This is a genomic window from Achromobacter sp. ACM02, assembly GCF_014851605.1.
Lineage (GTDB): Bacteria > Pseudomonadota > Gammaproteobacteria > Burkholderiales > Burkholderiaceae_B > Achromobacter > Achromobacter aegrifaciens.
Map to the genome: position 1 here is coordinate 52486 of NZ_JACUZY010000014.1, position 21492 is coordinate 73977.

At 64.5% G+C, this 21492-nt stretch carries 15 protein-coding genes; 7 read left to right on the forward strand and 8 right to left on the reverse strand.

Annotated features, from left to right (window positions below):
* Nucleotides 1-30: 30 nt before the first annotated feature.
* Entirely contained in the window at nt 31-999 is a 969-nt protein-coding gene (locus tag IB258_RS29330) for a homoserine kinase (RefSeq protein ID WP_192353557.1), read from the reverse strand.
* 185 nt (nt 1000-1184) lie between these two features.
* On the opposite strand from IB258_RS29330, the gene dusA reads away from it, so the two are divergent.
* On the forward strand, nt 1185-2201 hold the full coding sequence (gene dusA, locus IB258_RS29335; RefSeq protein WP_082401337.1) for a tRNA dihydrouridine(20/20a) synthase DusA: 1017 nt from the start codon (nt 1185-1187) through the stop codon (nt 2199-2201).
* 28 nt (nt 2202-2229) lie between these two features.
* On the opposite strand, the gene IB258_RS29340 is transcribed toward dusA, so the two are convergent.
* Both IB258_RS29340 and IB258_RS29345 read right to left on the reverse strand, forming a co-directional pair.
* Nucleotides 2230-2688, reverse strand: coding sequence for a CBS domain-containing protein (locus IB258_RS29340; protein WP_054458582.1), 459 nt, complete (start codon nt 2686-2688; stop codon nt 2230-2232).
* Nucleotides 2689-2726: 38 nt separating this feature from the next.
* Nucleotides 2727-4040 (reverse strand): YihY family inner membrane protein, encoded by a 1314-nt coding sequence (locus tag IB258_RS29345; protein WP_054458580.1) that lies wholly within the window; start codon nt 4038-4040, stop codon nt 2727-2729.
* 17 nt (nt 4041-4057) lie between these two features.
* On the opposite strand from IB258_RS29345, the gene IB258_RS29350 reads away from it, so the two are divergent.
* From IB258_RS29350 to IB258_RS29360, 3 genes are all read left to right on the forward strand, one after another.
* Entirely contained in the window at nt 4058-4429 is a 372-nt protein-coding gene (locus IB258_RS29350; protein ID WP_054458579.1) for a DUF2069 domain-containing protein, read from the forward strand.
* Nucleotides 4426-5913: a YdiU family protein gene (locus IB258_RS29355; protein WP_192353558.1), complete on the forward strand. Its 1488-nt coding sequence runs from the start codon at nt 4426-4428 to the stop codon at nt 5911-5913. The genes IB258_RS29350 and IB258_RS29355 overlap by 4 nt, the downstream gene beginning before the upstream one ends.
* 215 nt (nt 5914-6128) lie before the next feature.
* Entirely contained in the window at nt 6129-6848 is a 720-nt protein-coding gene (locus IB258_RS29360; protein ID WP_054458575.1) for a response regulator transcription factor, read from the forward strand.
* Between the two features lie 15 nt (nt 6849-6863).
* On the opposite strand, the gene IB258_RS29365 is transcribed toward IB258_RS29360, so the two are convergent.
* Entirely contained in the window at nt 6864-8309 is a 1446-nt protein-coding gene (locus IB258_RS29365) for a sensor histidine kinase KdpD (protein WP_225590556.1), read from the reverse strand.
* 95 nt (nt 8310-8404) lie between these two features.
* On the reverse strand, nt 8405-10378 hold the full coding sequence (locus IB258_RS29370) for an EAL domain-containing protein (protein WP_192353559.1): 1974 nt from the start codon (nt 10376-10378) through the stop codon (nt 8405-8407).
* A 509-nt stretch (nt 10379-10887) separates the two neighbouring features.
* On the opposite strand from IB258_RS29370, the gene IB258_RS29375 reads away from it, so the two are divergent.
* From IB258_RS29375 to IB258_RS29385, 3 genes are read left to right on the forward strand one after another with little or no spacing between them, the layout of a single operon-like run.
* A complete protein-coding gene (locus IB258_RS29375; RefSeq protein WP_054458572.1) occupies nt 10888-12270 on the forward strand; it encodes a bifunctional diguanylate cyclase/phosphodiesterase in 1383 nt (460 codons plus the stop codon).
* 36 nt (nt 12271-12306) lie between these two features.
* On the forward strand, nt 12307-13377 hold the full coding sequence (gene aroC, locus IB258_RS29380; RefSeq protein WP_054458570.1) for a chorismate synthase: 1071 nt from the start codon (nt 12307-12309) through the stop codon (nt 13375-13377).
* Between the two features lie 37 nt (nt 13378-13414).
* Nucleotides 13415-14254: a M48 family metallopeptidase gene (locus tag IB258_RS29385; RefSeq protein ID WP_054458568.1), complete on the forward strand. Its 840-nt coding sequence runs from the start codon at nt 13415-13417 to the stop codon at nt 14252-14254.
* 47 nt (nt 14255-14301) lie between these two features.
* Here the strand turns inward: IB258_RS29385 and IB258_RS29390 are convergent, their stop codons facing one another.
* The 3 genes from IB258_RS29390 to IB258_RS29400 all read right to left on the reverse strand — a co-directional run bounded on the left by IB258_RS29390 (nt 14302) and on the right by IB258_RS29400 (nt 21401).
* Complete coding sequence (locus IB258_RS29390; protein WP_119450725.1) at nt 14302-16260, reverse strand: LapD/MoxY N-terminal periplasmic domain-containing protein; 1959 nt, start codon at nt 16258-16260, stop codon at nt 14302-14304.
* A 17-nt stretch (nt 16261-16277) separates the two neighbouring features.
* Complete coding sequence (locus IB258_RS29395) at nt 16278-16961, reverse strand: transglutaminase-like cysteine peptidase (RefSeq protein ID WP_175162500.1); 684 nt, start codon at nt 16959-16961, stop codon at nt 16278-16280.
* A 105-nt stretch (nt 16962-17066) separates the two neighbouring features.
* The gene (locus IB258_RS29400; protein WP_119450723.1) at nt 17067-21401 is read right to left on the reverse strand and encodes a retention module-containing protein; all 4335 of its coding nucleotides are present in this window, start codon (nt 21399-21401) and stop codon (nt 17067-17069) included.
* Nucleotides 21402-21492: the final 91 nt, after the last annotated feature.

Below are 21492 nucleotides of genomic sequence, written 5' to 3' on the forward strand. Positions count from 1 at the left end.
GCGCTATCCCCATTATGGGGGGAGCAACGGTTACGGCAATATTGGCAGGCCAGGGCGGTGGCGCGCTTGCAACACTCTTTCGAAATGCCGGGGGTCGTGCGGTTTCAGGGTCTGAGCCGGCCGCGGCAGGAAAAAGTCATACAGGCGCGATATCCAGAAGCGCAGCGCGGCGGCCCGCAGCATCAGCGGCCAGACCTCGCGTTCCGCGTCGGTGAACGGGCGCACGGCCGCGTAGGCCGCCAACCAGGACTCGACCAGTTCGGGCACGAATTCACCCGTGTCGCGTTCGATGCACCAGTCGTTGACGCTCACCGCCACGTCGAACAGCCAGGTGTCGCAGCCGGCGAAGTAGAAGTCGATGATGCCGCCCATGAGCGGATCTTCGAAGGTGCCGGCGAACAGGACGTTGTCCCGGAACAGGTCGCAGTGGGCCGGGCCGGTCTGCAATGCCTGCCAGGCCGGCGTTGCGGCGGCGGCCTGCTGGTCGGCCAGCTCCACCGACAGCAGTTGGGCTTGCGCCGGTTCCAGGAAGGGCATGACCTTGGGTGCCGTTTCCAGCCACCAGGACAGTCCGCGCAGGTTGGGCTGGTGCAGCGGAAAGTCGCGTCCGGCCAGGTGGGCGCGGGCCAGCGTGGCGCCGGCCAGGGCGCAATGCGCCGGGCCGGGAGCGGGTTCGTAGCCGCCGGGCAGGCGTGAAACGATGGCGCAGGGCTTGCCGTGCAGGGTCGTCAGGCGAGTGCCGTCGCGCAGGGTCTGGGGCCGGGGCACGGGAATGCCGCGCTCGGCCAGGTGGTACATCAGCTCGATATAGAAAGGCAACTGGGCCTGCGTCAGCACCTCGAACAGCGTCAGCACATATTCGCCGCGGGTCGTGTACAGGAAGTAGTTGGTATTCTCGATACCCGCCGTAATCCCCCGAAGCGAGACAAACTCGCCCAGATCGAAATGCGCCAGTAGGGCGCGAGCGTCGTCTTCGGAGACAGGGGTGAATACGGCCATTGATGTGCGGGATCTAGGGGTTGACGGGCGCGCGCGCATGCCGGTTTCGGCTGCGGCGGCGCAATTTTAGACCACATGGCGGGCCAGTCTGTCCGACTTGCGGTGGAGCGGATACGGCCGCCCGCCAGACACAAAGCCGCCAAGCACCGTAAAATACCGCATCCCCTTGTTTTGTAGAGTGATTCTTGGACTCCCCCGACTGGCGGCTGTGCGTCGCCCCCATGATCGATGTGACCGACCGCCATTGCCGTTATTTCCACCGGCTGCTGGCGCCGCGCGCACGCTTGTACACGGAAATGATCACCACCGGCGCGTTGCTGCACGGCAATGTCGAGCGGCACCTGGACTTTGACGAGGCCGAGCATCCCGTGGCCTTGCAATTGGGCGGCAGCGAACCCGACGCCCTGGCGCATTCGGCCAGGCTGGGAAAAAAGTGGGGTTACGACGAGATCAACCTGAATTGCGGTTGCCCGTCAGAACGGGTGCAGAAGGGCGCGTTCGGCGCCTGCCTGATGGCGGAGCCCGCCCTGGTGGCCGATTGCATGAAGGCCATGCAGGATGCCGTGGATATCCCTGTCACCGTCAAACACCGGCTTGGCCTGGATTACGACGAGTCCTACGCGTTTGTCCGCGATTTCGTCGGCAAGATCTACGACACCGGCTGCCGGGTGTTCATCGCCCATGCCCGCAATGCGGTACTCAAGGGCCTGACGCCCAAGGACAACCGCGAGATTCCGCCTCTGCGCTACGACGTGGTGCGCCAATTGAAGCGCGACTTCCCGGATTGCACGTTCGTGCTCAACGGCGGTCTGGCCGACGCCGAGCAGTCCGTGCGCGCCGCGGGCGATTTCGACGGTGTCATGCTGGGCCGGGCTGCCTGGCACACGCCGCGAGTGCTGTCCGAGGTGTCCTTGCAGCTATGGCCGTCGCTGCGGCTGCCCAGCGATGCGCAGGTGGTGGACGCGATGATGGGATATGCGACGCGGCAGGTCGCGCGGGGCGTGCCCCTGCGGGTGATGACGCGGCCCATGCTGGGGCTGGTGAATGGCCAGTCCGGTGCGCGCCGCTGGCGCCGCATGCTGTCCGATCCGGCCCTGCTGGCCGCGAACAACCCTGAACTGATCTACGATGCCTGGCGCAGCCAGCGGCATGCGCCGGATATGCGCGGCGCCGCGATCGAAGCGGCGCCGGCTGGGGTTTGACGAGGGGCCAGCCAAGCTGGCCGCGGGCTCAGGACTTGGCCGGTTCGGCGCTTTCCGTGGGCCAATCGCGGATATAGGCCTTCAGCATGTTGTTTTCGAATTGCTGGGCCGCCACGATGGCCTGGGCCATGTCGTAGAACGAAATGACGCCCATCAGGGTGGGGCCGTCCATGACCGGAATGTAGCGTGCGTGCTTTTCGAGCATCAGGCGCTGCACTTCGTCGGCGCTGGTGTTGGGGGACACGCTGACCGGGGCATCGTCCATGATGGAACGGATGGTGGTGTCGCCGGCGCCGCCATGCGCATGCATGTGGCGGATGATCTCGCGGAACGTGAGCATGCCGGTCAGCGTCCCGAATTCCATGATCACCAGCGAGCCTATGTCCTGCTCGCTCATTGTTTGCACGGCCTGGGACACAGGCATGTCGGGCGACGCCGTATAGAGCGTATCGCCCTTGACGCGCAAAATCTCGCTGACCTTCAACATCGGTTCCTCCTGGGCGGTTTACGCCCTAATGCTATTTGCTAATTCTTTTTCGCTTCCAACTGCAGCACGGGAGCGATTCCATTTTCGGTATTTTGCGCTTCTCCGCAGACTTCTTCCAGCGTGGGCGCATTTTGCTGGGAAATCACGGCCGAGGCGACTCGCAATATCTCGGGGTCATTGCGGACCCTGGGCTGGCCGCGGTCCAGCAGAAAACGGTCCACCACGGGTTCCATCGAGGTTTGCCGGGCGTCGCAGGTCAGAACCCAGAGGCCTTCGGGGCTGCGCGTCGCCAAGCCCATTTCAGCCAGGGTTTCCAGGACTTCGTTCAGTTCGTCCTGGTGCAGGCGCAATTGCGCGGCCAGCAGATTGGCGGGCAGTCCGGGCGGATTGGCCGTCTGCGCCTGGCGCAGCGTGCGCAGCGCATCCACGGCGTCCACGAAGGGCGCACCCGGATAGCGGTTGATTTCCCAGCGGCCCAGCCGGATCAGCGGCGCGCTGGACGCCAGGATGGCTCCCAGCAGCACTGCCAGCCATGACAGGTAGATCCAGAGCAGGAAGATGGGCAGGGTGGCGAATGCGCCGTAAATGACGGTGTAGGTGGGGAAGCGGGTCAGGTAGTAGGCGAAAGCCGACTTCATGATTTCCAGCACGATCGCGGTCACGCAGCCCCCGACAAGGGCATCGCGCCAGAGAACCTCGCGGTTCGGGACCATGACGAACAGCGTGGCAAAACCCAGGGCGGTCAACACCAGCGGGATGAACGACACCGCAACGCTGACGGCTTCGGGCACGTCCCGCACCAGGCCCAGCGATTCGCGCGCCACGAACGAAGTCGCCCAAAGGCTGGCGCCGGCCACGACGGGGCCCAGCGTGATGATGGCCCAGTACACCAGCGCGCGCTGCCGCAGCGGGCGTTGGCGCGTCACGTGCCAGATGTCGTTGAACGCCTTGTCGATCGTCATGATCAGCAACAGCGAGGTGATCAGCAGGAATACGCCGCCGATGGCGGTCAGGCGTGAAGCCTGGCGCGCGAACTGATTCAGGTAATCCATGATGTTGTCCGAGACGGACGGCGGCATCAGGCTGTTGGTCAGGAAATCCTCGAGCGCGACGCGGAATTCCTGGAATACCGGAAAAGCAGTAAACAGCGACAGGACCACGGCCAGCATCGGCACGATGGCCAGGACGGTCGTGAAGGTGAGGCTGGACGCGACCTGCAGCAGTTTCTCTTCGCTGGCGCGTTCGGCGCTGAAGCGCACAACACGTCCGGCCCTCGCGATCCATGAAGAGCGCGAGGTCGAGTGCTCGGTGGCCGCCGGCGTCGCGGCGGCAGGCTCGGCGGGGCGATTCATCAGGCGATAATAGCAGCATGAACCCTGAACTCAACCCCCGCTTGCGCCTGCTGGCCTCGGTATCGCTGTTCGCCCTGATCGTGCTTTGCGTCACCTGGGAAACCGTGGTGGCGCCGCTGCGGCCGGGCGGTTCCTGGATGCTGCTCAAGGCCCTTCCGCTGGCGTTTCCGCTGCGCGGCATCCTGCGCGGCAATCTTTATACCTATCAGTGGGCCTCGATGCTGTCGCTGCTCTACCTGATGGAGGGCGCGGTGCGGGCCATGTCGGATCCGGCTCCGCTATCCGTGTTGATGGCCTGGGGCGAGATCCTGCTATCGGCCATTTTTTTCCTTAGCGCCATTTTCTACGTGCGGCCTGCCAAACGGGCTGCCAGGAGGCAACGCGCATGAGCGCCCATACGTTGTCCGACCTGCGCGTCGTCAATTCCTTTGCGGCATTGCCCGCAGCCTTCTACACCCGGCTTGCGCCTCAGGCCTTGAATAATCCGCGCTTGCTGCACGGCAATGCGGAAGCGGCGGAACTGATCGGCCTGGACCCGTCGGCCCTGTCCACGCCCGAGTTCTTGAGCGTGTTTTCCGGCGCCCAACCGCTGCCTGGCGGCGATACGCTGGCGGCGGTCTACAGTGGCCATCAGTTCGGCGTCTGGGCCGGCCAGTTGGGCGATGGCCGCGCCCATCTGTTGGGCGAGGTCGAGGGGCCGCAGGGCAATTGGGAGCTGCAGCTCAAGGGGTCGGGCATGACGCCGTATTCGCGCATGGGCGACGGCCGCGCGGTGCTGCGCTCGTCGGTGCGCGAGTACCTGGCCAGCGAGGCCATGCACGGGCTGGGCGTGCCCACGACGCGGGCGCTGGCGCTGGTGGTGTCCGACGACCCGGTCATGCGGGAAACGGTGGAGACAGCCGCAATTGTGACGCGTATGTCCCCCAGTTTCGTGCGTTTCGGCTCTTTCGAGCATTGGTCGTCGCGCCGCCAGCCCGACATGCTGAAGACGCTGGCGGATTACGTCATAGACCGTTATTACCCGGAATGCCGGGAAGCGGGAACGGGCGAGCCCTCGAATGACGTGACGCCCTATATCAACCTGCTGCGCGCCGTCACTCGGCGTACGGCGCTGCTGATGGCGGACTGGCAGGCGGTGGGCTTCTGCCATGGCGTGATGAATACCGACAACATGTCCATATTGGGGCTGACGCTGGATTATGGCCCCTACGGTTTCATGGACGGTTTCCGGCTGGGCCATGTCTGTAATCACTCGGACTCGGAAGGGCGCTATTCCTGGAACCGCCAGCCGTCCGTCGCCCTCTGGAACCTTTATCGCCTGGGTGGCAGCCTGCACGCGCTGGTGCAGGATGTAGAAGGCCTGCGAGCAGTCCTGGATGAATTTGAGCCGGTCTTCACGCGTGCCTTCCATGACCGCATGGGCGCCAAGCTGGGCCTGGTCGCATGGCGACCGGCCGACGAAGCGTTGCTGGACGATCTGCTCAAGCTGATGGACGCCAATCAGGCGGACTTCACCTTGACGTGGCGTCGCCTGGCCGACGCCTTGTCGGGCCAGCGTAGCGCGTTCGAGGACCTGTTCATCGACCGGCCGGCGGCAGGAGCCTGGCTGGATCGCTTGGTGGCGCGGCACGCGCAGGACGGCCGGCCGATGCAGGATGTAACCGCGGGCATGAATCGCGTGAATCCGCTATACGTGCTGCGCAATCACCTGGCGGAAGAGGCGATTCGGGCGGCCAAGACCGGCGATGCCAGCGAGATCGATACCTTGATGAGGTTGCTGCGCAACCCCTACGAGGCCCAGCCGGGGTATGAGCGGTATGCGGGTTTGCCGCCGGATTGGGCGGGCAGCCTGGAGGTCAGCTGTTCGTCTTGAAACCGGCCGCCAGCCGAACAATCGGGACATTTACGAAAGCCGTTTTCCCGCGATTTACGGGAAAATAACCATTTGGACAAGGAATATCGCAGTTTTTTTCATTGCAATCATTCGTTTCCATTGTAAAAGACGTAAGATTGTCGCCAACGGAATACCCGGGGACTCTGCGTCCGCGGGGCATTTGTCGATAATCTTCAAAATAAAGCACTCTAAATATGGCTGGCGCAGATGGTTTGCTGTGTATCGGTCTGCTTGAGGATGACGCCGACTTCCGGGAGGAGTTGGCGTTAGGCTTGGGTGGCTATGGTTTCCGGGTGGCATTCGCCTGTGATAATGCCGCGGCGTTTTATCGCCGGTTGCAGGAACAACCCTGCGACATCGTCATTCTTGACGCCCACCTGCCCGGTGAAGACGGTTTCTCCGTGGCGACCCGCCTGCGCGCCCTCAGCCCCGTCGGTATCGTCATGCTGACAGGTCGCAGCGCGCTGGAAGACCGGGTGCGCGGCCTGGAAGGCGGCGCCGATGTCTACATGACCAAGCCAGTGGATCTGCTGGAACTCAGTTCCGTCATCCGTAGTTTGGCTCGTCGGATGCGTCTTGCGAAGGCGCCTCGGCCGGTGGATGCGGAAACGCGCGCCACCGCGGACACTTCGTGGTCCCTGCAGGACGGGGGCTGGATCCTGGTTGCGCCGGATGGCGCCTCGCTGCATCTGAGCGCCCAGGAACGGACCTTCCTGGTTGCCCTGATGGATGCCGCCGGCAGCGCGGTCAGCCGTCAGGTCCTGGCGGAATTGTTCCTGCCGGACAGCCCGGGCGGCTTTGAATTGCGCCGCATCGACGTGCTGGTCAGCCGTTTGCGCGCCAAGGCGCAAAGCGCGGGCCTGAAGCTCCCCGTGCTGTCGGTGCGCGGCCAGGGCTACGTGTTCGCGGCCTGAACCCGCCAGAGGCGGTCAAGCCGCCGGAGCGCTGGCCGGCAGGGTGACGACGAAGCGCGTGCCTACGCCTACTTCGCTTTCCATGGTCAGTGTGCCGCCCTGGTTCTGGCAGATGCGCCGGGCCAGGTAGAGCCCGATACCCATGCCTTGCGTTTCGCGGTGCGCTGTGCGCCGGAAATGCGGTTCGAAGATTTTGGCCTGTTCCTCGACGCCTATGCCCGGGCCGCGGTCGGTGACGGCGACCCACACCATGGGAATGGCGCCCACCCGGGTTTCGCCGGTTTCTATGCGCACGGGCTCATTCGCCGGCGAATACTTGATGGCATTGTGGATCAGGTTGCGTACCACCACGCTGGTCAGCGGACGGTCGCAGTAGACCGGCAGGGAGGGGCTGGCTTGCACCATCAGCGCATGCGCCGTATCGGGCTGCATGGCGGTGACGACATCGAGCACCAGATCCGCCATGTCCGTTTGTTCGCCGCGCGGCATCCAGGCCTGTTCGCCCAGCCTGTCCTGGTTCAGCAACTGATCCATGAGTTCGGTCATCCGTGCGACCGACCGATGAATGCGCGCCAGGCGGTTGTCCACGGCCTCGCCGCTCTCGGCAAGTATCATGTCCAGGGATTGGGCTGCCGCGCTGACGGTGGCCAGCGGTGCGCGCAGTTCGTGCGAGATCAGTGCGTTCATCTGGCGCTGCGTATCCAGCGCGCCGGCCAGTTCTGCCAGCCGCAGTTCGCCTTGGGCAAGGTGTTCCGCGTCGGCGTGCTCGTGGCCTGCGCGTTTCGACCCCAGTTGCGGGTGGCCGTGCTGATGGATCGCCAGCAGGATCAAGGCGCTAGACACCAGCAGCAGTCGCGCCAATTCGGCGATCGTTCCTGCCGCGGCCTGGGGCAGCCAGGCGTCCTGTCCCAGCAGCCAGGCCGAGATGCCATAGGCGCCGGCCAAGGCCAGCGCGGCCGCTCGCGCTGGCGACGGACTGGCGGCGCGGACCATGAACCAGGTGGCCAGCGGCAGACTGGCGATGGCGCAGGCCCCGGCGATGGCGGCGGACACGACGCCGTTGCCCGGGGCGTATGCGACGATCAGCGCCAGTACCGCTACCAGCGTCAAGGCCAGGCTGGCCCAGCGGCAGGCCGTCGCCAGTTTGTCGGCGGATGCTTCTTTGAGGATGGGCGCCGTGAGCGCCAGCAGGGCGGCATAGGAGCCGGCTTGCAGCGCCGCCGCCGGCAACAGCGTGGGCATGGAGCGGAAAACCCCTTCGATCAACATGAAGGCCAGCCCCGCGCCGAAAATGGCATTGCGGGTGGCCGCCCATGCGACTGCGCAGGCCACGCCACAGGCCGTGGCGACACCGGCTGTCAGGCCCAGATGCAGGTCTTCGTGTGAAACGCCTACGCCGTAGGCCAGCGCCGCGTCGGGGCCGAGCAAGGCGCATAGCAGCATCCCCACGCGAGGCAGCATGGCTTGCCGAACCGCGGAGGCGTTACCGGTGCGCCGCAGGCGGGAAGGCCAGCGGGCGCGAAAAAGCCAACAGATGCGAAGCAGCATGCCTTCCGTCAACTGGAAACCCATGGATGATCAGGTGCGATGTCGTGCGTCTGGGCGGAGTTTACGACAGGCCCGCGCATGGCATGGACGCCCAGGCCCGCTAGGACGTTTTGCGTGGCAATGTCTGGCACGTCCTCGGCGTAGACCGCGATATTCAGCGCGGCCGCGGTGGCCACCACCGTGGCGGCGAGGTGCTGGCTGCCCGGACTGTGGAGCAGGCCGGCGATGAAGCCGCCGCACAGCTTCAGATAGGACAAGGGGAATTCGTGCAGGTGCTCGATGGCGCCGAACTGGTACGACAGTCGGCTTACACCGACGCGGGCGCCCGCAGCCACGACGATGTCGCAAAGCGGGTGCAAGTCGGTTCCCTGAGCGGCCAGGGCCGCCGCGTCGATTTCCACGATCAGGCGCGCGCTCAGGGCGGGGCGGTCGGCCAGCATGCGTTGAAGCCTGGACTGGAACGACGGTTGGGCGATCGAAGCCAGCGAAATCGGTACTGCCAGCGCGCCGGGGCGTGCGTACAGCCAGTCCAGCCCCAGGCGGATGGCTTGTATGTCGCATTCGGCGGACAGGCCGAGGCGGACGGCGGGAGGCATGAAGATCGAAGCCGGAACGGGATCGGCGCCGCTGGTATCGTGCAGGGTCAGGCTGGCTTCCTGGTGCAGCAGGCCGCCGGAAAGATCGTGCAGAGGCTGCACGGACAAGGAGAACCTGTGTTGTTCGAGCGCCGTGACCAGAGCGTCATGCCAGCTGTATTCGCCGATGTGCGTGCTGTCCGGCGCGCGGCTGGCCGAGGCTATCTGGTCGTCGTCGGCGCTTTCGGCGCACATCAGCGCGTGATCCAGCCGTGCCAGGATGTCGCTCATGCTGTCTCCTGGCGCGTAGGTGGCCATCGCCAGGGCCCAGCGGCAGGATTCATGCTTGTCCATGGGCACGCGCAGCGAGCGCAGTTCGCGCCGCACACGCTCGGCCAGCAGGCTGGCCTGAGGCGCCGAGGCGCGGGGCAGCAGCAGCGCAAAATCCGAACCGCTGATGCGCGCGAGCATGGCCCCCGGAGCGCCGAATTCAGCGACCAGCTTGCGCAGCCGGTCCGAAGACGAGCGCAGCCACTGGTCCGTGAACGCGCGCGAGAGGTGCCGGTTGATCTGCGCCAAATCGCGTTGACGAAACATCAGCAGATGGCCGCCCGCATCAGGGTCCTTGTCCGCCAGCGCCAATCTGAATTGGTCGACAAAATACTTGCGGTTGTGCAGCCGGGTGACGGGATCCCTGTAGATCTCGCTCTGTAGCGATTCGATCCGAGCATTCTGTTCCTGGACCGTGGCGGCGACCAGGCGTTGCGCGTCCACCAGCGCCTGGTCGACACCCGCCTGTTCGCTGGCGCCATTCGATGTCTTGCGGTCGCCAGGCGCGAGCGCGCGCTCGCGTTCACGGACGTCGCGCGAGATGCGCGCTTCTATTCGCCGCGCCAGATTCACGCAGAACAGGGCCCACAGCAGGCCCGCGGCCAGCACCAGTCCCAGGACCCGCACGCCGCCTTGCCATAGCGTATCGCGAGCAGTCCGCGAATCTGCTTGCACGGTCACGACGCCTTGCGAACTGCCGTCTGGCGCAGCGTAAGGCCGCGATACGGCGGGTGCGGCCATGTTCAGCCAGGCATCGCGCCAATCGTGCTCTCTGGTTTGTGGGTCGGTTTGCGGCGTTTGCCGTTCGACGACAGGCGCCCCATTGTCGTCCGCGATGCGCACCAGCGCATATTCCCCTCCTGCAAACATGTCATCCACCAGCGCAGTCCGTTCTTCGGGGGCGGCGGCCGCATGCGACAAGGCCCAGGCCAGCGCATTAGCGCCGTCGTCGCTTTGCCGCGCCAACTCCGCGCTCAGATAGCGGTGCGCGGCCAGCATTCCCACCGTCTGTGCGCCGAGCAGAACGAGGCCGATCAGGAGGGCGGTGAAGAAAAGTAGCCGGCGGAATGTGGACATGTATTTGGAGGTTCCCTTCCTGGCCGTTGCGTGGCCTGCACTGAGGACTGCCAGGTGTCCGGATGGAATGGCGTCGGATCGAGATCAGGGCTGGAGGGCCGGGATACGGGTGTGATACGAGTCACTAATACATCAGTGGTACAGCAATTCTACATGTCACAGAACGTGCCGAATATTACTAAATTCACGCCGTAAGACGCCAAGGTGTGCAATTATTTCGAAGCTGTCTGATTTTCAATGACAACTATCGAGACACGGTGTATTAATTTTTCGGGTGTAGCTGTCGTAAGTAGTAGGCGAGCATGGCGCAAGGGCCGGCGCCAGTCTGCCGTGGCTCATCCCAAACCCTCCGTGAGCAACCAAAGTAACCGTAGGAATACAGGGAAAAGAGGTGCGTTGCCTCTGAAGTGTGGCGTTTTTTGCGAAAATAATGCATATTTTAAAAAATGTTACAGTCCTTGGGTTCCCTTTCGAACCGCAACGCCAGGGGCTTATGGATAGGGGGCTTCGTGCGTGAGAGTTACCTGCTCGCACTGTGCCTGACGCTTGCGGGCGCACTTGTAGCGATATGCTGGGTCTTCGTACGCAGGGAACGCCTGCTGCGTCAACGCCTGACGCGCGATGAACTGACCGGGGTCCTGAATCAGCAGGAATTGCACCGGCGCGCCCGTGCCTGGCTCAACGATGCCGAGGGCCGTTCGCGCCGCGGCGCTTTCTTTCTGGTGAGCTTCGAGCAATACGCCGAGATCAGCGCCATGTTGCGCGCCGGCGAAGACCAGGCTCTGCTGGTGCAGGTGGCCAATCGCCTGGGCCTGATCTGCCGGTCCATGGGCGGCATGGTGGCGCGTTCGGGGGCGGATGCGTTCACGGTCTGCGCACCCGACGTGGATGAGGCCGGAGCCGCTCAGGTGTCGGCCAAGCTGCTGGAAGCCCTGAGCGTGCCTTACGAACTCGGCGGGCGTCCCCTGATGGCGATGTTCCGCGTCGGCGCTGCCCTGTATCCCGAGCATGGCCGCAGCGTGGAAGAACTGCAGCGCTGCGTGCAGGTCGCCTTGCTGCCGCTGAAGGAGCGCGGCGGGCCGGGCTGGAACCTGTTCGATTTCCGCATGCTGGCGCGCCAGCGCGACCAGCAGGGGCTGGAGAACGACCTGCGGCTGGCGCTGACCACGCCGGACATGGATCAGTTCGAACTGTATTACCAGCCGGTCTGTGACAGCGGCACCGGCATGGTGCAGGGCTGCGAGGCGCTGCTGCGCTGGCATCACCCCGTGCTCGGCAGCGTCTCGCCCGCGGTGACCATCGAATTGGCCGAGCGCAGCGGCCTGATCGTGCCGCTGGGGGCCTGGATATTGGAGCGGGCATGTACCCAGGCTGCGTTATGGCCGGCGACCTGGCGCGTGCATGTGAACCTGTCAGTCAAGCAGATGAACGAGGATGGCCTGGTCGAACTCGTGTCGAATGCGCTTGCGGCCGCAAACCTTGCCCCGCGCAAGCTGGTGCTGGAAATCACGGAATCTCTCTTCATCCTGCACTACGAACGGCACGTGAAGATCCTGAACACGTTGCGGGCGATGGGCATCGGTGTGGCGCTGGACGACTTCGGCTGCGGCTATTCCAGCCTGAACCACCTGCGCTGCCTGCCGATCGATTGGGTCAAGATCGACCGCAGCTTCATCTCAGCGCTGGAATCCGACGCCGGCAGCCGCGAGGTGGTCTCGGCGCTGTTCGGCCTGTGCCAGGCGATGCATCTGCCGGTGGTGGCCGAGGGCGTCGAAACCGAGGGCCAGCGTGAAATCCTGAAGTCGCTGGGATGCCGGGTCATGCAGGGTTTCCTGTTGGGACGTCCCGCACCGGCCTCCGAAATCCAGGCTTTGGCCTCGGCGGTGTCATAATCGGGGTTGCTTGCAAACCCCACCTGTTGACTCCCTATGCCCGGCAATACCCTAGGTACCCTCTTTACCGTCACCAATTTCGGCGAATCCCACGGGCCAGCCATCGGTTGCGTCGTGGACGGCTGTCCTCCGGGGCTGTCGCTGGATGCCTCCGACATCCAGCTCGAACTGGACCGTCGCCGTCCCGGCACGTCGCGCCATGTTACGCAGCGCCAGGAAGCCGACCAGGTGGAAATCCTGTCGGGCGTATACGAGGGAGTGACCACGGGTACGCCCATCGGCCTGCTGATCCGCAACACAGACGCGCGCAGCAAGGACTACTCCAACATCGCCGACACGTTTCGACCGGGCCATGCCGACTATGCCTATTGGCGCAAGTTCGGCGTGCGCGATCCGCGCGGGGGCGGCCGTTCTTCGGCGCGCCTGACGGCGCCGACCGTCGCGGCAGGTGCCATCGCCAAGAAATGGCTGGCGGAGCAATACGGCGTCAAGGTGCGCGGCTACATGAGCCAGTTGGGGCCCATTGCAATCCCCTTCGATTCCTGGGAAGAGGTTCCCAATAATCCGTTCTATGCGCCCAATGCCGCAGTCGTGCCCGAACTGGAGGCCTACATGGACCAGTTGCGCCGCGACGGCGACTCCGTCGGCGCCCGGATCGAGGTCGTGGCCGAGAACCTGCCCGCGGGCTGGGGAGAACCGATCTATGACCGGCTGGACGCCGACATCGCGCACGTCATGATGGGCTTGAATGCCGTGAAGGGCGTGTCGATCGGCGCGGGCTTTGACAGCATCGCTCAGCGCGGCTCGGAGCACGGCGACGAAATCACTCCGGACGGTTTCCTGACCAATAACGCGGGTGGGGTGCTGGGCGGCATTTCCACTGGCCAGCCAGTCACCGTTTCGCTGGCCATCAAGCCTACCTCCAGTATCCGCGTCGAGCGCCGCTCCGTGAACCGCGCCAATGACCCGGTCATGGTGCAGACGCTGGGTCGCCATGACCCTTGCGTCGGCATCCGCGCCACGCCCATCGCTGAGGCGATGCTGGCGCTGGTCTTGATCGACCACGCCTTGCGCCACCGCGGCCAGTGTGGCGATCCGGTAGTCTGATACGCTGTTGCTCTTCGAATTGCCTGGGAGGTCTGCCATGAACCGGAAACGTCTTCTGCTGCGCAACGCGGGTGCAGCGCTCGCGCTGGCAGCCCTGGCGGGCTGCACGGGCATGAATACCACGCAGTCGGGCGCCATTGGCGTCAACCGGACCCAGTACATGTCCAGCATGGTGCCTTCGCAGGCGCTGGAACAGGAAGCGACCCAGCAGTACGCCGACATACTCAAGCAGGCGCAGGCCAAGGGCCTGCTGGACCGCGACCCCCAACAGGTGGCGCGGGTCCGCACCATTTCCCAGCGGCTGATCGCGCAGGCAGGAGTCTTCCGGCCTGACGCCGCCAGCTGGAAATGGGAAGTGCATGTGCTGTCCAGCAACGAGATCAATGCCTGGTGCATGCCGGGCGGCAAGATCGCTGTCTACACGGGCCTGCTTGGCAAGATCAAGCCCACGGACGATGAGCTGGCGGCGGTGCTGGGCCATGAGATTTCGCACGCCTTGCGGGAGCACGCGCGCGAACGAGTGTCCCAGCAGATGGCGACCAATCTGGGGCTGTCGGTGCTGGCGATCGCCACGGGTTCTTCCGCGGCGTCCGACTTGGGCGGACAGTTCACCAGCGTCATGTTCACGCTGCCCAATAGCCGCACGCATGAAACCGAAGCCGACCGCATGGGCGTGGAGCTTGCGGCCAGGGCGGGATTCGATCCGCGCGCCGCCGTGACGCTGTGGCAGAAAATGGGCGCGGCCGACCAGGGCAGCGCACCGCCCGAGATCCTGTCGACTCACCCGTCCGCGGCATCGCGCATCAGCGATCTGCAGGCCGCAGCCCAGCAGGTGCTGCCGCTGTACGAACAGTCCAAGGGCAAAGCCTCCCGCTGAGGCTCTTGCGGCGGCCGTGACTATTACGGCCGCCTCGATCCGCTGTCTTATGCCGCGGCTGTCTTGACGCCGGGGCCGCGCATGACGGCGATGCCCAGCCTGGCCAGGATGCGTTGGGTTTCGGCATCCGGCACATCTTCTGCATAGACCGCTATCTTCAGGCCGCGCGCGGTTTCCAGCACCGATGCCGTCAACTGCTGGCTGCCGGGGCTTTGGGACATGCCGCCGACGAAGCCGCCGCCCAGTTTCACGTACGACAAGGGCAGGGTGTGCAGTTGCGCAACTGCGCCGAACTGCTGAGCCAGGCGGCGCACGCCGATATGCGTGCCGAACTCCGAGGCGACGCGGGCCAGCGTGGCGATCTGCTCATGGCATTCCACCAGGCCGTGCGCATCGATTTCCAGGTACAGGCGCCGCGCCAGAGACCGGTGTTCGGTCAGCAGCAGCGCCAATTGGCGGAAGAACTTCTGGCCCCGCAACGAGGGCAGAGCCACCCGAACAGCCAATTCGCCAGGGTTGGCGGCCAGCCAGTCCAGTCCCAGGCTCACAGCCTCCAGGTCGCAATCGGCCACCAGATCCAGACGCACGGCCGGCGGGATGAACAGCGTGGCGGGTATCGGCACCTGGTCGGCCGCGGTTCGCAGCATCAGCATCGCTTCGGTGCGGACGGTGCTGCCGTCGGTGGCTTGCAGGGCTTCCGTGGCCAGCTCGAAGCGGTGCTCTTCCAAAGCGGATTGGATCGCGTCCTTCCAGGCGCGTTCGCCCGATTCCGAAGGCGACTGCATGTCGGTCGCGCCAGCGATCACGACATGGTCGTTGCCGGCGCTTTCCGCCCGCATCAAGCCGAAGTCCAGGCGGGCAAGCACCGGCCCGGCCTGGCTGCCGTGGCCATAGTCGGTCATGGCCTGCGCCCAGCGGCACAGATGTCCTTCACCCACGGGGATGCGGGACGCGTGCAGGTCGGCGCGCACCTGCTCGGCCACCATCATGGCCTGCGGCGCCGCGCAGCCGGGCAGCAGCAAGGCGAAATCCGAGCCGTTCAGACGGGCCAGCAGGGGCGATGCCACATGCATGCTCTTGAGCGTGCCGCGGATGCGTTCGCAGGCCGTGCGCAGCCATTGGTCGATGAACTCGCGCGGCATATGGCGATTCAGGTCCGCCAGGTCGCGCTGGCGGAACACCAGGACGTGGCCGCCGTCGATGCTGCGGCCGGTCGTGAGGGCAGGGGCCTCCAGCGCGCGGCGGAACTCGTTGACGAAGTACTTGCGGTTGGGCAGGCCCGTGACCGGGTCCTGGTTCAGTTCCAGTTCCAGCGATTCGATCTTGGCGTTCTGTTCTTCGACGCTGGCATGGATGCGTTCGCGGGTCTGGTTCAACGCCTGCACCACCCCGGACAGTTCAGGCACGCGCGCCTCGACCTGTTCCGTCGGGGATTCCTGGCCGATGCTGCGCACGTGATCGCTGATTTCACGCAGCAGGCGGTTCTTGATCCAGCCCACCAGCATGAAGGCGAACACGGCCCAAAGAATGCCGGCGCCCACCACCAGGGCGATCATCTTGAGGCTGCTGCGCCACAGGGCTTCCCAGGCATAGGCGTCGTTGGCGATCAGCGTGACCTCGCCGATCTGGCGCCAGCCGTCGCTGACGGCATGGCTGGCCGATTGCGTCGTCAAGGGAGCCAGCGCCTGAAACCAGGCGGGGACTGACGCCGCGGTGGCCGTGGATTTCCGTTCGATCAGGACCTTGCCTTCAGGATCGCTCAAGCGCACCAGCGAGAAATGCCCGCCGTCGTACAGCGCCGACACCAGCAGCTCTTGCACGACCGGGTCGTTGTTCGCGGGCTGCGACAGCGACAGCGCCAGCGACACGGCAGCGTCTGTGCTCTGCACTTGCAGTTGGCCGGACAGGTACTCCCGGGCGGAGTTCACGCTGAGCGCGAGCGTGCCCAGCAGGATGACGCCGATGGCGAGGGTAACGCTGAGCAATAGCTGTCGAAGTATGGACATAGTCTTATTTCCGGACATCAGGGGCGCACGCCTTCCCGTTCCATGCGTTGAAGTAGATCACGCCAGCGGCTGAGACGGTCAACCGGCGCGGCGGGCTTGCCGTCCACATAGACGCCGTCCGCATTGAAACTGAATACTGGCGTCAGGTCGCGGCGCTGCGTGGCGGGCAAAATGGTCGAGATCAGGTTGTCCAGCACCAGCGGCACGGCGTTGGGGGTTTCGTAATAGCCCAGCACCATGTGGGCGATCTGGGTGCTGCTGGCCGCGCCGCCGATGCGCGCGCGGACGTAGATGAAGCGCAGTTTGTTGGCAGGCACGCCCAGCGCCAGCAGCGTGAAGTACTTGCCGATGACGTAGTCTTCGCAATCGCCCGCGCCCCTGCCCAGCGATTCTAATGGCGTGGCCCAATAATCGGCCTGTTTCCAGATGGTGATGTCCTCGCCGGACATCAGGGAGCGGTTCCAGAAATCATTGGCCTGTGTCAGTGCGCCTTTTTCCTGGGCAGGGGCGGGGCTGCGCATCAATTGCAGCCATTCCGAAACCGCCTTGGAGCCTTTTGCGCCATAGCGGCTGGCCGACAGGCTTTGCAGCCGGTCGGCATTCACTTCCAGGGCGGAACTTCCGCCCCAGCCGCAAGCCAGGCATAGCAAAGCCAATCGGCACAGATTCAGCGTGCGGCGGAAACGGCGGGACGATGGCATGAAACGGATTTTCACATTTTTCCGGGCATCTTAGGCGCGCCCTGGGAAAAAATGCGTCATGCGGGGGGGCGAAAGACCCCTGCGGGGCCTCCCGGGAGCTATCGCTCAGGCATGGTCGACGCTCAGCTTACCCTTCTGCAGCAGGTCGTTGATAATGGCCTGGTTGCTCATGGCCTGACCATTGGCGTCATGGGTAAGATCGACGTTCTCCAGCACGATCTTCTGATCCGCACCCTGGGAGCCAAGCTTGCCCTGGGTGTTGATCTCGACGAGCGTGTGGTTGGAGTTGGCGGGATCCTGCTTGAAGTTCAGGTACTGCGACAGGTTGTCGTCCTTCTCGCCCACGAGCAGGTCCTTCAGGTCCAGCACATCGCCACCCTCGGCAATCGTGGCCTTCGAGAAGTCCTTGATCGTGTCCACGGCTGGTTGTGCCGTGGTGCCCTGATCGCCCAGCGCCCACTTGAACGTGTCGTTGCCGCCGTCGCCGTACAGGATGTCGTCCCCCTGGCCGCCTATCAGGCTATCGTTGCCCGCACCGCCGCGCAGGCTATCGTTGCCGGTGCCACCGTACAGCATGTCGTTGCCATCGTCGCCATGCAGGATGTCATTGCCGCCCTGACCATAGAGGATGTCGTTGCCGTTGCCGCCATGCAATTCGTCATTGCCGCCGCGCATATCGCCCTGCACGTCTAAGAGCCCGTGGTTATCCGAAATGAACTTGTGCAGCTCGGCGTCGGTGGGCAGCGCACCGTTCTTCAGAGACAGGAACTGCTTGAGCGCATCCAGGCCAGATCCGTCGGGCTGGTCGGTGGGCTTGGCGGGATTGCCGTTGACGCCCCATGGCAACCGGTCGGTATTGATGGCATCGGCGAACAGGATGTCGGCGCCGTCGCCGCCGTGGAGCTTGTCGTTGCCGACTGGAACGGGTTCGTCGGTCGTCTTGCTGCCGACCAGGGTCGTCTCAAGATCGGACGGCTTCTGCACCACTTGCGAACCGGCCGTGTTGTCATACTTGTCGAGTACAAGGGGGGAAATTCCCGAGCCGATGCCTATCGCCCGGACGTCGCTGACTTTGGCAAGTTTGTTGAACTCGGCGTCACGGTTGTATTTCTTTTCGGCGGTTGGATTGCCGTCCGTCACGAAGTAGGTCCGGTTCTCGTACGGCTTGCCATGGCCGTCGACCGTGGGTTGGCGGTCGAACCAGTTCTTGGCTTCATGGAAGGCTGCGCCATACGGTGTGTACCCGTCAGCTCGCAAGCCGAGGAGGGTGTTCACGATCTCGTCGACATTGTCATGCGTCAGGTCCGAGATTGTCTTCAACTGCTTGGCGCTACCTTTCTGAAACGTGATCAGAGACACGTTGATGGTGCCATCATGAGTGGCGAGCTGATTTTCCAGCAGTGCCTTGAGGGCTTTCTTGGCGGTTGCGAGGCGTGTCTCGCGGGCGGAGCCGCTACCCCAGTAGTATCCCATCGATTCCGACAGGTCCAGCACAACGGCGATGTTGTAGCTGGTGCCCGGCGTCACGGTCTTCTGCACGCCGCCCTGATCGCCCAGCAGTACGTCGTCGCCTGAGCCGCCCTTGATAGTTTCGTTGCCGTTATGGCCGCCCAGGATCTGGTCCGTGTGCAGTTTGAATGTGTGCGGATCGGACGTGTCCTGGCCGCCGTTGGCGTTGCCGCCGGTATCCTTGACACGGAAGTTGAAGGACGCGCCAGCGTTTTCACCGGCGTCGGCGGCGTTGGGTTCGAATACCAGCTTACCGCGGACAAGGTCCTCCGCACTGATCTCCTGCCCCTGCGTGACCGGCCTGCCGTTGAGCAGCAGCGTGCCTCCGGTGGGCAGGGAGTCGATGATCACGGATTTCATCGAATGGCCTTCTGCCGGGTCGGAGAAGACGAAGTCGTTCGCGCCGAACACGTAGGTCTTGCCCTCCGCGACGTTGCCGGAACCGTCCTGAGAGACCGGGGCGTCATTGACTGGCAGGACGTCGACGTCCAGTCTGGAAACGGTGGTGGTCGCGCCGTCCGTGACGGTGTATGTGATGGGTGGCACGCGCCCATTCCAGTTTGCGCCCGGCGTAAAGCTATAGCCGCCGTCGGCATTGATGACGAGAGTGCCTATCCCAGCAATGATGGCAGTGCTACCAGCGGCGTACTTCGCACCGTTGATCGTGAAGTCGATGACGGTCAGTACATCGCTTTCGGCATCGGTCGCGCCAGCGAGCACGCTGCCAGATGCCGAATGGCCTTCCAGTGCCTGGTTGACTTGGGCCTGGAGGACGGGGCCGTCGTTGGCGCCGGTGACCTCGACCGTGAGAGTCGCCGTGGTGGTACCGCCTTCGCCATCGGAAACGGTGTAGGTGATCGAGGTGTAGGTTTTTTCGCCGGCGGCGAGGTACTGGAAAGCCGTGCCAGGGTGGAACGTGTAGGAGCCGTCCGGGTTCAGGGTGAAGGTGCCGCCACCGGAGCCGGGAACCGGCGAGCCCACGTGGGCCGTGCTGCCGTTGACCTGCGAAACGGCGAGGGTGTCGCCGTCCTGGTCCCTGTCATTGGCCAGCACTCCGTTCCCGGCGTTGACGCTGAGGGTCGAGTCCTCGTCGGTGCTGCCCAAATCGGCGGCGGCGGTCGGAGCAGGATTGGTCACGTCCCAGTCGAACTTCTGCGACGTCGTTGCGCCGGCGGGATCCGTAGCCGTAACGGTGACGTTGTAGATGCCGTTGTTGCCTCCGTGCGAGGCCGAGTGATCGATGGTGCCGGTGATGATGCCGGTGTTCGGATCGATGCTCAATCCGGGCGGCAGGCCGGTCGCGGTGTAGGTGAGCTTGTCGCTGGAGTCTGGATCGGAGAAATGGCCGGACACGTTGTAGCTCACTCCCGCCTGGGCGTCGATGCTGGCGGTGCCGGCAACGGCGGAGGAAGCGGGGCCGTCGTTGGTGCCGGTGACCTCGACCGTGAGAGTCGCCGTGCTGGTACCGCCTTCGCCATCGGAAACGGTGTAGATGATCGATGTGTAGGCTTTTTCGCCGGCGGCGAGGTACTGGAAAGCCGTGCCGGGGTGGAACGTGTAGGAGCCATCCGGGTTCAAGGTGAAGGTGCCGCCAACGGAGCCGGGAACCGGCGAGCCCACGTGGGCCGTGCTGCCGTTGACCTGCGAGACGGCGAGGGTATCGCCGTCCTGGTCCCTGTCATTGGCCAGCACTCCGTTCCGGGCGTTGACGCTGAGGGTCGAGTCCTCGTCGGTGCTGCCCAAATCGGCAGCGGCGGTCGGAGCAGGATTGGTCACGTCCCAGTCGAACTTCTGCGACGTCGTTGCGCCGGCGGGATCCGTAGCCGTAACGGTGACGTTGTAGACGCCGTTGTTGCCTCCGTGCGAGGCCGAGTGATCGATGGTGCCGGTGATGATGCCGGTGTTCGGATCGATGCTCAATCCGGGCGGCAGGCCGGTCGCGGTGTAGGTGAGCTTGTCGTTGGAGTCTGGATCGGAGAAATGGCCGGACACGTTGTAGCTCACTCCCGCCTGGGCGTCGATGCTGGCGGTGCCGGCAATGGCGGTGGAAGCGGGACCGTCATTGGTGCCGGTGATCGTCACGACGACGGTCGCCGTGGAGGTGGCGCCGCTGGAGTCCGTAACGGTGTACGAAATGGTAGTGGTGCTTGTCTCGCCGTTGGCAAGATGGGTGTACGCGCTGCCCGGCGTGAAGACATAGTTGCCGTCCGGCAGGACGATGAACGTGCCACCGTTGCTGCCGCTGATGGCGACGCCGCCTGGGACCATGGGATGGTTGCCGACCGACGAGATCGCCAGCGAGTTGCCATCGGGATCCGTGTCGTTGTCGAGCAGGTTGCCCCGCACTTGGCTGTTCTGGTCGCCGCTGCCGACATCGTCCCGCGCATTGGGAGGGTTATTGGCGGCGACGGACGTTGCCGTTTCATCATTGTCGCCGTTGTCGACCAAGCCGGCGCCAGGCACGCGGGGCAGGATGCTATCGCCGTGGTTCAGGGGGAGGTAAGCCTGGTCCAGCGGAGTGGTGGTTTCCAGAATGCGGGCCAGGCGCACGAAGCTGCTGCCGTCGGCATTGCCGCCGCCGGCCATGACGGCAGCGGTGGGGTCGAGCTCATCGAAGGGGTCGCGGTCGTCGCGCAGAGCGGCCAGGAGGCGGTCGGAGTCGGCGCCGGAGGGCGGGGTCACCGCGGCCTCGGACGCGTCGGCCAGGGGGGCGGTAATTTCGCTGCTCAGCGCGACCTCATGGTTCTCGCCGATGACGATCGGCATGCCGTTCTCAACTTGAAGGGAAACCGTGGCGCCGGAGGCCGTGACGACGTCGCTGCCGGCAGAGACCTTGCTGCCTAGGTGCAGTTCGGTCAGGGATCCGTCGCCATGACGCAGCCATGCGCGACCGGAGATTTCGTTGACGATTGCGGCAGACGTATTGGCCATGTTGGTCCCCTTTCCGGGAGTAGTCCAAGATGGCCTGATACTAGGTAGTGTTGCCGGCGCTCGATACTGCCAATACTGATAGTGCTGAACA